Origin of the sequence: Streptomyces sp. NPDC059224 (genome assembly GCF_042754285.1) — a bacterium.
Classification (GTDB): domain Bacteria; phylum Actinomycetota; class Actinomycetes; order Streptomycetales; family Streptomycetaceae; genus Streptomyces.
Genome location: NZ_JBHZAN010000004.1, coordinates 60,721 through 73,276 on the forward strand (window position 1 = coordinate 60,721; position 12,556 = coordinate 73,276).

A 12,556-nucleotide genomic window follows, 5' to 3' on the forward strand; every position below is an offset into this window, starting at 1 on the left:
CGACGAAGGTCATGAGGTCCAGCATCCGCATCCACACCGCCCGGGCCCTCAGCCGCGGCCCACGAACCAGACGTACATTCTGAACACGATGTATGGTTTGGAGGGTGGAGCCTTGGCCGGAGCAGTGCGAGGCGCTTCACCGGTCAGGCAACGAAACAGTTCTACGGAAAGCAGGGCACAGCCATGACGCTGACAACGACGCGGTTCGGGATGCGGGCCACCGCCGCCGAGGTACTCGATGGAGTCGATCTCAGCGGGCGACGGATGATCGTGACCGGAGGGGCGTCCGGTCTCGGTGTGGAAACGGTTCGCGCGCTGGCCGGTGCGGGAGCGCAGGTCACGATCGCCACCAGGAATCCCGCTGACGCCGAGCCGCTGGTAAAGGAGCTGCCGGGCACCCGGGCCGTCGCACTCGATCTCGCCGACCTGGCTTCCGTCCGTGCGTTCTGCGGCGCCTGGAGTGGGCCGCTTGACGCCCTCGTCGCCAACGCCGGCGTGATGATGCTCCCGACTCATCAGGTCAGTGCACAGGGGTGGGAGATGCAGCTCGCCACCAACTACCTCGGCCACTTCGCCCTCGCTGTCGGCCTGCACACCGCTCTGCGGGCGGCCGAGAAGCCTCGCGTGGTCGTGCTCAGCTCCGGTGCCCAGCTGCGGGCGGGGTTCGACTTCGACGACCCCCAGTTCGAGCGACACCCCTACGACCCGTTCATCGCCTACGCGCAGTCGAAGACCGCGGACGTGCTGCTCGCCGTCGGAATCAGCCGTCGATGGGCCGAAGACGGCATCACCGCCAACGCCTGCGCGCCGGGGTGGATCCACACCAACCTGGCTCGCCACATGGACCGGGCGACGATGCAGGCCATCGGCGCCATGGACGCGGACGGCAATCTGGTCACTCCCGACTACTTCAAGACCCCGGCTCAGGGAGCTGCCACCACGGTGCTGCTGGCCGCCTCGCCGCTCCTCGACAAGGTGACAGGGCGGTACTTCGAGGACAACCAGGAATCGCAGGTCGTCGAGGGGGGGCCTGACGTGATGGCAGGTGTCGCGAAGTGGTCGGTGGACCCCGCCGCCGCGGACCGGCTGTGGGACTACGCCCTGCCCGTGGTGCGCTGATCCGGTGACGCCCGTGCACAATGGGGGACCAGCTCCCCAGCTGTCCACTGACGCGTACATGGCAAGTAACAGCTGGGGAGCCGGGTCGAACCGCTCCCGTGGAGCACCGCCACGGGCCGCGGGGCACCGTCGCCGGGCCCGGGTTCGATCCGAGCACGACAACAGAGGAGAGGACGCCAGATGAGGCCCGTGACCCGGCATCAAGCCGACAGCTATGCGGCGCGTTCGGCCGCGACCCGGGTTCAGGTGACGTCCACCCTGGAGCGGCTGCTCAATTCCGGAACGGCCTTCTCCGACATCAGCGTCCAGAGGCTCCTGGAGGAAGCGGGCGTGTCGCGGGCCACGTTCTACGCCCACTTCCAGAGCAAGTCGGACGCTCTGGTGCGGCTCACCGACAGTCTGCGGGAGTCCCTGCTGGAACTGGCGCAGCTGTGGGACCCGGCTGCCAGGGAGGGCGGGGCCGACCGGCTGGCCCGGTTCTTCGAGGAGGTGATCAAGATCCACCGTGCCCATCAGGGCGTGATCACCGCGGTCGGTGAGGCGGCGTCCTACGACTCCGCGGTGAGCGATTTCTACACCGCGAATCTTGAGAACTTCGAGGAGATCGCGCTGCGGACCGTGCTGTCCGAACAGGCCGCCGGTTCAACCACGGCCGACGTTGATGCCGTTTCCGCGAGCCGCATCATCGCGTGGGGTGGAGCTCAGGCCATCGCGCACCACATCCGGGTCGACGACGGCAGCCGTGACGCGGTCTTCGCCCGCGAACTCGCCCTGATCTGGTGGTACGGCGCCTATCGTCGCCCTGCCGAAGTTCGAAAGTGATCCCCGGTTGAATCTCCACACGACCCGGGCCCTCACCTGACGCAATACGGCTACCTGACTGTCCTCCCCCCGAAGCCACGGGCAGGGGCTCCCGGCGGCCCCGGGGTCCACGATGTGCGCGCCCAGGCGGCCCCGCCGTCGGTCTGCCGGGGCAAGCCGGGGAGAACGGACGGGACCGGCTTGAACGGTTGGGGATGGGGTGATCATTAGGGTGACGCAGACCAGAGGGTCGTCGGAGGTGGCAGTGTTAGAAGTTCTCGGGCTGGACCAGTCCGCGGAAGCCCTGTATCTCGTCCTGGTCGACAATCCGCCCATGTCCGTGGACGAGTTGTGCCACCGTGCTGACATCGATGTCGAGATGGCCTCGCACGCTCTGATGCGGCTGGAGGACGGTGGCCTGATCTCCCGGCTGCCCGGCAGCATCCCTTCCTACACCGCTCTGCCGCCCGACCACGCGCTGGAAGTACTGATACTGGCGCGCGAACGCGACATCCACCGGGTGAGGGCGCTGACCGAGAGGTTGACGGAGCGCCATCGTGAGGCTCGTCGCAGCCGGGACTCGACGGCACTGATCGAGGTGGTGACCGGACGTGACGGGGTGGCCCGCTGCGGGCAGCAGTTGTTCAAACGCGCGGAGCGGGAGATCCGGGGCATAGACGCGCCTCCCTATGCTCAGGCGAGTGACGGCGAACGCGTCAACTCCGCTACCGCGGTGGTCGGACGCGATGTGCGCAGCCGCTTCATCCACGCTCGTGACACCCTCAGCCTGCCCGGTGTGGTGGCGCGGGTGGAGGCCGACATCTCGGCAGGCGAAGAGGTCCGTTTTCTGCCCGAAGCCCCGATGAAGCTGATCATCGCGGACGATCAGGCAGCGCTGATCCCCCTTCTGGCGACGCCGCAGGTTCTGGACGCGTGCATTCTGGTCCATCCCTCCGCGCTGCTCGACGCGTTGTCCACGCTCTTCGAGTCGCTGTGGGAGCAGGCTCAGCCCTATCTGCCCGGGGCGCCGGCGTCCGTGAGTCCGGACGAGTTCGTCAACGACGAGGAGCGGCGGATCATCTCCTTGCTCGCCATGGGGATGTCGGACGAGGCCATCGCACGTCAACTCCGCATAGGCCATCGCACGGTGCAGCGTCGGGTGCAGGCGCTCCTCGGCCGGCTCGGTGCGGCGAGCCGGTTCCAGGCCGGAGTCCTGGCCGCCAGCCGCGGTTGGTGGCAGCCGGATCCGGAACGGCCCATCGGGCCGCCGGGGTTGCGCGGCCAGCCGGGACACACCGGTTCCTAGCCGAGGTGCCCGGGAAGTCCGCGGCCCGTCGGGCGCAACGCGCTCCGGCGGGCCGCGGGCCGGTCGGCCTGCTCCCGGCCGGCTCTTTCTACTCCGTACGCAGAAGGAAGTCCGCCGTGACCGTGTGCCCCTTCACGAGCCGGATCGAGCGGGTCGTGGTCCGGTGCCCCGGGGCCGACACCGTCACCCGGACCGAGCGGCCACGGACCGGCAGCCACGTGGAGTACGTGCCGTCCGGAGCCGTCGTCGTGGCCACCGTTCCGTGCGGGCCGTCGACACCGACCGTGGCACCCGCGAGTGGCGCCGCCGTCCCCTCGGCCGTCGTACCGGTGACGGTTCCGGTGACTCTGCCCCAGCCGGCCGGCGGCACCACGGTCATGGTCACCGGCAGCGACACCGCGCCGTACGGGCTGTCCGTGTCGACGACGAGCGCGGCCCGGTGCGTGCCGGCGTCGGCGGTGGTCATCGCCCCGGCGTCGAGGGTCAGCCGGATTCTGGTCGAGCCGTGTGCCTTGACGGTACGTCTCCCGGCGGATTCGGCGAGCCAGGGGACGTCCCCGTGCGCCTGGTCCCAGCCCGGCAGTTCACGCACGGCCGACTGCGGCACGTTGGAGGCGTCCATGCCGCCGACGGCGAACCATCCCGGGGCCGACTGCGCACCGAGCAGGGGTCCGGCCAGGTTGGCCAGGGACGACCAGGTGTCCGTGGCCGGGTCATAGGCGTGGGCCTCGTTGGTGAGTACGCCCGCGCTCACTTCGAAGCCTCCGGCCACGAGGAGCCGGCCGTCGGCGGCCGTCCCGGTGGCGCCCCAGACATCGGCGGGTGCGTCGGCGACCCGGCGCCAGGTCCCGCTCGTCCGGTCGAGCGCGTAGGTGTGGGCGGTGGCCTGCGGGACGTGGCCGTCGGGTTCGTAGGCACCGCCGGCGCAGTAGGCCACGCCGTCCGCGGCGCCGCACACCGGGTACGAGATCGGTTCCGGGTAGGGCTTGCCGGCCGACCAGGTGTCGGTCGCCGGGTCGTAGACCTGGACGTCGGTGGTGCCGCAGTTGATCTGGTCGCAGCCGCCGATCACGTACAGCCGGTCGCCGACGACCACGGAGCCCGCGGCGCCGTAGGCCTTGGGCGCGTCGGCGATCTGTGACCAGGTGTCGGTGGCCGGGTCGTAGACCTCACCGCCCGCGATGGGTGCGCCCGCGGCGTCGCGGCCTCCGGTGACGTACAGCTTGCCCCGGATGAAGCCGTAGGCCGGGCCGAGCCGTTTGGTGGCGGGCGGCGCGAGGGCGCGCCACGTCGCGGTGTCCGGGTCGTACGTGGAGAAGGTCCCGCTCCACTGGCTTCCCGGTGCCTCACCGAGTCCGGCGTACAGCCGGCCGCCGTCCACCGCGGCGATCCCCTCGAAGGTCCCGGTCGGCAGATCTGTCAGCTCGGACCACCCCTGGCTCGTGGGGGCAGCGGGTACGGACGCCGGTGCGGGGGCGGTTCGCGGAAGGGCGTTCGGGGTGAGGGCGGACGGGGTGTGCCGGGCCGGCCCACCACCGGATGCCGGCGGCGGGCCGCCGAGTCCCTGCTCGCCCAGCGAGACGGTGGCCGGCGAGCCTCCGGTGTTGCGAACGGTGACCGTGACGCTCTTCTTCGTGCCCCAGGGCACGTCGGCCGTCACCGCCGGTCGGTCGTAGCGCAGTTGCGCCGGGTGCAGGGTGAAGTCGGCCGTGGTGACGGTGTCGGGCCGTACCCGGACCGTGTCCGTGACGGGCGGATAGCCGAAGCCGGGCAGTCCCGCGGTGAACTTCTGCGGACCCGTGCGGGAGGAGAACAGCCAGTACAGGCCGTCGCTGTGCGCCGGGTCGCCCGGCGCGGCGACCATACGGCCGCTGTCGGCCGCCGTGGCCGCGGCGGTGACGGTCGCACCGAGGACACCGTGGCCCGAGTTGGCGTCGTCGACCCGTCCGACCAGCAGCCCGCCGGGTCGGGTGAGCAGGGTCGGGGTTCCGACCCGCACGTCGTCGATCTGCCAGATGCCGGTCAGGGAGCCGGTGAAGTGGAATCTGAGGCGGACGGACTTCTTGCCCGCGTACGCGGCCAGGGGCACCGTCTGGTGTGCGGGGCCGGCGACGATGTCGGTGTGGTGCCACAGGGTGGTCCAGGTCGTGCCGCCGTCGGTGCTGGCGTCGACGTCGGCGGTGAGGTCGCCGAGCCGGTACAGCGAGGGCAGCGCGGTGTCGAATTGGAGCTCGGGGGTCCGCTCGGCGCTGAAGTCGTAGACCGGGCTGATGAGTTCGGTGTCGGCGGGGGCCCAGCCCAGGGCGAAGTCGTCCACTTCGGCGAACCGGCCGCTGCCGCCGGTCTGGTTGCCCCGGTTGAGCGGATCGTCGAACTGCCAGCCGCCGGCCGCCGTGTGGTTGCGGACGCTCCAGCCGTCGGGTGCGGCCGTGGCCGGGAAGGACTGCGACTCGCCCCCGTGGTAGGTCATCTCGTAGCCGGGCGGGAGTGTTCCCGTGGTGGTGAGCGGCAGCGTCAGGTCGGCGGTCCGCGGTGCGGTACGCACCTGAGTGGTGGTCCCGGCGGGACGGTAGCCGGGGTAGAGGGCGGTGGCGTGCAGGGTGTAGGTGTGCCCCTCGGGCACCCGTACCGTGTACCGGCCGGTCGCCGGGTCGGTGAACAAGGCGCCCGGCACTCCGTCGATCGTGAGCCGGGCGTAGACGCCCCAGCCGTGCCGTCCGCCGTCGCGCACTGTGCCCGACAGGGTCTGCGAGGGCAGCGGGGTCAGCGCGGCTTTCCTGGTCAAAGTGGCGCCGTCGGTCACCTGGACCGTGCCGAGGTCGCCGTCCCGGTAGCCGAAGGCGCTGACCGTCAGGGGGTAGGAGTCCGCCGGTACGTCCAGCCGGTAGGCGCCCGCGTCGTCGGTGGTCGCCCGGTGGTCGCCGAGTGCGACCGTGGCGCCGGGTACGGGGCGGCCGGTGTCAGCGTCGGTGACGGTGCCGGACACGGTGCCGTGCGCGCCGGGCCGGAAGTCGGCCACGCCGTCGGGCGTGCCCAGTCCGGTCGGTCCGTCGTAACCGGGCCGCGCGGCGCAGCTGAAGGCCGGGGTGCACTCGGGTGCCGTGCCGTGGCCGCACACCGAGCGGTCGGCGCAGGACGCGTTGTCGCCCTGCGTCACGTCATGGAGTGCGCCGGGCGCCTGGTAGGGGTAGGCGGCGGGATAGGTGCCGGATACGGGTGTGCCGGCCAGCGCGTACACGCCGGCGATGATGGGTGCGGAGGCGCTGGTGCCGCCGTAGACGTTCCAGCCGCCGTCCGAGAAGGAGTTGTAGACCGCGACGCCGGTGGCGGGGTCGGCGACGGCGCTGACGTCCGCGACCGAGCGGCCCGGGCAGTCCACGGCGGACTGGAAGGCCGGTTTGGGCTCGACGTCCGAGCAGCCGGATCCGGGCGCTCCCCAGTGCTGCTGCCCGCTGCCGTCGGCGACCGTGGCGTTCCAGACCGACTCGTGCCAGCCTCGCGCGCTGTCGTCCCGGATCAGTGAGGTGCCGCCCACCGCGGTGACGTACGGCGAGGAGGCGGGGTAGCTCGGTCCGTACCCGTCGTCCCCCGAGCTGAAGACGACTGCCACACCCGGATGGTTGAAATAGGCCTCGTCGTAGGCGAGTTGTCCGGTGTCGTCGCTGTAGCCGCCCCAGGAGTTGGAGACGTAGCGCGCGCCCAGGGACACGGCGGTGTTCTCGGCGGTGCCCAGGTCGTCGGAGGTCGCGCTGTCGGCCTCGACGAGCAGGATGTGGGCGTCGGGTGCGATCGCGGAGACCATGTCGAGGTCGAGCGATATCTCACCGGCCCAGCCGTCGTCCGCGGCGGGGTAGGCGGTCGTTCCGTGCTCGTCCACCTTGCGGAAGCAGCCGTTGTCCGAGGTGCAGGAAGGGAGTCCGAACTGCGCTCGATAGACGGCGAGATCGGCTTCGGCGGTGGGGTTGTCATAGGCGTCGACGATCGCGATCGTGGCCCCGGCTCCGCCGTCGGCCGGCAGTCCGTACGCGGCGCGCAGGTCGGCCGGGGAATAGCCGTCGGGATCGGTTCCGCCGGCGGTCGCGCGGCGCAGGCCGAGCGTGGCGGGGACGTCGGTACGGCGCATGGCGAAACAGGTGAAGGAGCCGGGTCGAGGTGTGCCGCAGGCCGGCTCGGCCGAGACGGTGGCCGGTGAAACGTCGGACGGTTCGGGCGTGGCCTGCACGGCAAGGGCCTGTCCAGGCACCAGGGCCGCCAGGACGGCGAGCAGCGCGGTGGCCCCCGTGACCACGACAGCCCGGAGGCGGGACGACCTGCGCCGTCCGGGGGCGGCGAGGGATCTCTGCAGCAAGAACGGCTCCAGGAGCTCTAAGGGTGGGCGAGGACCCGGCATCGTTCAGCGCGGGGACTTTATGTGGAGCAGACGTGGTGACCTGCATAAAGGTCCAACCATTCACCTCAGCTGGTCAACGCGGGCAGCTGGCGGTTTGACGCCGTGTCGTATTCACGCCTTTGACATATACCGGTGAACGCCACCTCGGGGCGCGCGCCGCACGTCCGGTCAGCGGACGCACGGAACCGTGCATTCCCTGTGAAACGTCCATGAATTGCGAGCAATATCGCCTCTGACGGGCCGTCAGAACTGACAGTAAGTCACAACGATCACTCAACACGCATGATTGACAGTCGAATTACCGATCCCGCTAATTGGCCCCCGGTGAATGCCAACCCATTCACCGTCGCCCGAGAGCCGTGTACGGGTCGACCCCGGCAACCACGCATGGGAGTCACACGTTGCGCACCACAGGCACCACAGCGAGATCCAGATCCCCTCTCCGTCGAACCCTCTCCACCGGTCTGGCCGTCCTCGGCGCCACCACGATGGCGCTGCTCGGTCTGCAGGCCCCCGCATCAGCTTCGAGCGCCGCGCCCACGTCCACCACCGCGAAGGACACCCGACCGCTCTTCGAGCCGACTTGTGCCGTCGCCGAGCGCAGTCACTTCTCCTGCTTCGCCCTGCGCCGCTCCGACGTGAAGTCGGTCAAGGGCGTGATGCGGGCAGCCGACACCCCTCAGGGCTACGGCGCCGCGGACCTGCAGAGCGCGTACAACCTCGGTGCGGACGGTGGCGGCGGGCAGACCGTCGCCATCGTCGACGCCTTCGACGACCCGACCGCCGAGGCGGACCTGGCCGTCTACCGCGCGCAGTACGGACTGCCCGCCTGCACCACGGACAACGGCTGCTTCCAGAAGGTCGACCAGCGCGGCGGCACCCACTACCCCACCCCGGACCCGGGCTGGGCCGGTGAGATATCGCTCGACCTCGACATGGTCTCCGCGATCGCGCCCAACGCCCACATCCTGCTCGTCGAAGCCGACGACAACAGCTTCGAGAGCCTGTCCGCGGCCGTCGACCAAGCGGTCGCGCTCGGCGCGAAGTTCGTCTCCAACTCGTACGGCACCGACTACCGTGGCGGCAACGGCGAGGACCCCTCCGAGACCACCACGCTGGACGCGCACTACAACCACCCGGGTGTCGCGATCACCGCGTCCACCGGCGACTACGCCTACGGTGTCGGCTACCCGGCGGCCTCCCAGTACGTGACCGCGGTCGGCGGCACCACGCTGACCCGGGCGCCCTCCACGCCGCGCGGCTGGACCGAGTCGGCCTGGAACCTCGCCGGCTCCGGGTGCTCCCTGTACGAGCCCAAACCCGCCTTCCAGCACGACACCGGCTGTGACCACCGGGCTCTCGCCGACGTCTCCGCCGTCGCGGAGGACGTGGCGGTCTACCAGACCTACGGCAACGGCGGCTGGGCCGTGTACGGCGGCACGAGCGTCTCGTCGCCCATCATCGCGTCGGTGTACGCCGACGCCGGGACCCCCGTCGCCGGCACCTACCCGAACTCCTACCCGTACGGGGCGAGCGCCGGGATCAACGACATCACCACCGGCAGCAACGGCAGTTGCTCCCCCTCGTACCTGTGCAACGGGACCGGCGGCTACGACGGTCCGACCGGCCTGGGCACCCCCGCCGGCCTCTCCGCGTTCCGCAGCGGTCCGCACGGAGTGATCTCCGGAACCGTGACCGACAGCGCCACCGGCAAGCCGGTCACCGCGGCCACCGTCAGTGCGGGCACCAACGTGGCCCACACCGACGCCTCCGGCGCGTACTCCCTCACGGTGCCGACCGGCACCTACGACATCAGCGTCGAGGCCTTCGGCTACGCCGACGGTTCGGCGCACGACATCGTTGTCGACGACGGCGCGGCGCTCACGAAGAGCTTCTCCCTCGCACCGGTGCCCAGCCGGACCGTCGCCGGCAAGGTCGTCGACGGCTCGGGCCACGGGTGGCCGCTCTACGCCAAGATCACCGCGGACGGTGTGCCCGGCTCGGTGTGGACCGACCCGGTCACCGGCTCCTACAGCCTCGACCTGCCCCAGGGACACACCTACACGCTGCACGTCGCCACGGCCTCCACCGGCTACCGGGCCGTCACCAAGAAGGTCGACGTCGGCGGCTCCGACCAGACCGTGGGCTTCTCGGTCCCGGTCGACTCCTGGGCCACCAGCACACCCGGGTACCAGGTCCAGGACAAGGGCGACACCGAACCCTTCGACGCCACCGACGCCCCGCCGAGCGGCTGGAGCGTGGTCAACGCGGACGGCACGGAGGGCGGCTGGCAGTTCGACGACCCCTCCAACCGCGGCAACGGCACCGGCGGTGACGGGTCGTTCGCCATCGCCGACAGCGACCACTTCGGCGGCGCGGCCACCCAGGACACCTCCCTGGTGACCCCGGTCTACGACTTCTCCGGCAAGGACAACCCGGAACTGGCCTTCAACACCCAGTACCAGCAGTTCAACAACCAGACCGCCGACGTCGAGGCGACCGAGGACGGCGGAAAGACCTGGACCAAGGTCTGGTCCGCGGGCTCGTCCATCTTCCCCGGCCAGCACGTCACGGTCCCGCTCACCGACTTCGCGGGCAAGCCGGCGGTACAGCTGCGCTTCCACTTCACCTCGCACTTCGGGTGGTGGTGGTCCGTGGACGACGTCTTCATCGGCGACCGCACGGTCACACCCACCCCCGGTGCCCTCGTCGTCGGCACCGTGAGCGACGCGAACACCGACACGGGCGTGGTCGGCGCCACCGTCACCAGCCAGGACAAGCCCGCCGAGAAGGCCACTTCGGTCGCCACCCCTGACGACCCGAACCTCTCCGACGGCTACTACTCCCTCTTCTCGACCACCTTCGGCAGCCACGCCTTCACCGCCGCCAAGTCCAAGTACTCCTCCCTGTCGAAGACGGTGAAGGTCGGCGCCGACAGCGCGGTGGAGGCCGACTTCACCCTCAAGGCCGGGAACATCACCGTCACCCCCGCGTCCGTCGCCGCCACCGTCGCCTGGGGCGGGTCCAAGACGCAGAACCTGACGGTGAAGAACACCGGCGGTGCGCCCGCCACGGTCGACCTGGGCGAACAGGCCGGTGCCTTCACCCAGCAGGGCAAGGGCGCCGCGCTGCGGACCGTCAAGGGGGACTTCACCCCGCTGTCCAGCAAGGCCCACGCCAAGAGCGATCCGGCCAAGCCGGCTGCCGTGCCGGCCGACGGCCCCTGGCAGGCGGCCCCCGACTTCCCGGGCGCCATCATGGACAACGCCGTCGGCACAAACGACGGCAAGGTGTACTCGGCCTACGGGTTCACGGGGACGGCCGACAGCAAGGACATGTACGTCCTGGATCCGGTCGCCGGCAGCTGGACCAAGCTGGCGAGCGCGTCCGACACCCGTGAGGCCCCCGCGCACGGCTTCATCGACGGCAAGTTCTACGCCGCCGGCGGCTGGGGCGCGAGCGGCAGCCCGGACGCCAGACTGGAGATCTACGACCCGAGTTCGGACAGCTGGACCACGGGGGCGTCGGCGCCCAACCCGTACGCGGGCTCCGGCAGCGCCGTCCTGAACGGCAAGCTCTACATGATCGGCGGTTGTGGGGCCGACTCCTGCGGCACCACGGACGCCAGTGTCTACGACCCGAAGTCCGACTCGTGGTCCGCGATCGCCTCCTACCCCGAGACGATCTCGTGGCAGGCCTGCGGCGCCGTCGACGACCTGCTCTACTGCGCGGGCGGTCTGGGTTCCGGCAACAGCGACGTGACCCACACCTACGTCTACGACCCGGACGCCGACAGCTGGTCCCAGCTCGCGGACATGCCCGCCGCGCAGTGGGGTTCGGCCTACACCGCGGCCAACGGGCAGCTGCTGCTGGCCGGCGGTGTCGGCAACAACGCCCTCACCAACCGCAGCCAGGCCTTCGACCCGAAGGCCGGTACCTGGAGCGCACTGCCCAACCCCGCCGTTCCCACGTACCGCGGCGGCGGCGCTCCCGGCTTCTACAAGATCGGTGGTGGCACCGCGCCCAGCACGCCGACGTCGAAGGCCGAACTCCTGCCCGGCTACGACCAGACCGGATCGGGCGACATCACCTGGCTGAGCGAGAGCACCCAGCAGCTCACCCTGCAGCCCGGTGCGAAGGCGACCGTCACCGTCTCCCTGGACGCCTCGGTTCCCGAGGTGACCCAGCCCGGTGACCTCACCGCCGCGCTCACCGTGGGCACCGACACGCCGTACTCCGTGCCGCGTGTACCGGTCAGCCTGCACGTCAACCCGCCCAAGACCTGGGGCAAGATCACCGGGACCGTCCTCGGTGCCACGGCGTCCGGCGGCACCGCGCCACTGGCCGGAGCGACCGTGCAGATCGACAGCTGGGCCTCGACGTACACCCTGACCACCACCGCCGACGGCAGGTACGCCCTCTGGCTCGACACCCGCAACAACCCGCTGACCGTGATCGTCGCCAAGGACGGCTACCAGCCGACCGTGGCGACGGTCAAGATCCAGAAGGGAGCGACGGTCACCAGCAACTTCACCCTGAAGCGCAGGTAGCCCGACATGACGCCGGCAGTGTGCGGACCCGCACCATCGCCTCACTGCCGGCATGACCTGGGCGTGGAAGGGTGGGCCGGCCCCAGCGGGCCGGCCCACCCGTGCCCGAGCGGACGTGCCCGCGACGACGTGTCTGCGCGGACATGCCCGTGAGACCACCACGCCGTGCACACCCGCCGCATCGGCGGGCGGCTGCCAGGGCGCCCATGCCGGCCCGTGACAGAAGATGCTAGAGCGCCGCGGGGGGCACGGCCGCCAGATCGGCGGAGACCTCCGACCCGGCTCCGGGGTGATCGCGCGCGGGCCCGCTGCCCTCGACGCCGAAATCGACGGGCTGACCCGGCTGCGCACGGAACTGGCCATGCGCACCTTCGGTCAACCGTGACGACA

5 protein-coding genes are annotated in these 12,556 nt (G+C 70.7%); 4 read left to right on the forward strand and 1 reads right to left on the reverse strand.

The features are described 5' to 3' along the window. The first annotated feature begins 183 nt into the window (after positions 1–183). The 3 genes from ACFXI4_RS05515 (at position 184) to ACFXI4_RS05525 (ending at position 3,226) form a co-directional block, all read left to right on the forward strand. Positions 184–1,119, forward strand: a complete 936-nt coding sequence (locus tag ACFXI4_RS05515; protein ID WP_384988379.1) for an SDR family NAD(P)-dependent oxidoreductase — start codon at positions 184–186, stop codon at positions 1,117–1,119. Between the two features lie 180 nt (positions 1,120–1,299). Then, the gene (locus ACFXI4_RS05520) at positions 1,300–1,941 is read left to right on the forward strand and encodes a TetR/AcrR family transcriptional regulator (RefSeq protein ID WP_384988380.1); all 642 of its coding nucleotides are present in this window, start codon (positions 1,300–1,302) and stop codon (positions 1,939–1,941) included. A 211-nt stretch (positions 1,942–2,152) separates the two neighbouring features. After that, on the forward strand, positions 2,153–3,226 hold the full coding sequence (locus ACFXI4_RS05525; protein WP_384988382.1) for a helix-turn-helix domain-containing protein: 1,074 nt from the start codon (positions 2,153–2,155) through the stop codon (positions 3,224–3,226). A gap of 88 nt (positions 3,227–3,314) precedes the next feature. Here the strand turns inward: ACFXI4_RS05525 and ACFXI4_RS05530 are convergent, their stop codons facing one another. Continuing rightward, on the reverse strand, positions 3,315–7,574 hold the full coding sequence (locus ACFXI4_RS05530; RefSeq protein ID WP_384988384.1) for a carboxypeptidase regulatory-like domain-containing protein: 4,260 nt from the start codon (positions 7,572–7,574) through the stop codon (positions 3,315–3,317). Between the two features lie 443 nt (positions 7,575–8,017). Here ACFXI4_RS05530 and ACFXI4_RS05535 point away from each other — a divergent pair, with 443 nt between their 5' ends. Beyond that, the gene (locus tag ACFXI4_RS05535) at positions 8,018–12,166 is read left to right on the forward strand and encodes a carboxypeptidase regulatory-like domain-containing protein (RefSeq protein ID WP_384988385.1); all 4,149 of its coding nucleotides are present in this window, start codon (positions 8,018–8,020) and stop codon (positions 12,164–12,166) included. The last annotated feature ends 390 nt before the right edge of the window (positions 12,167–12,556 follow it).

Coding starts and splice junctions, on each gene's coding strand:
- ACFXI4_RS05520 (WP_384988380.1), top strand. CDS start 1,300: ATGAGGCCCGTGACCCGGCATCAAGCCGACAGCTATGCGGCGCGTTCG.
- ACFXI4_RS05515 (WP_384988379.1), top strand. CDS start 184: ATGACGCTGACAACGACGCGGTTCGGGATGCGGGCCACCGCCGCCGAG.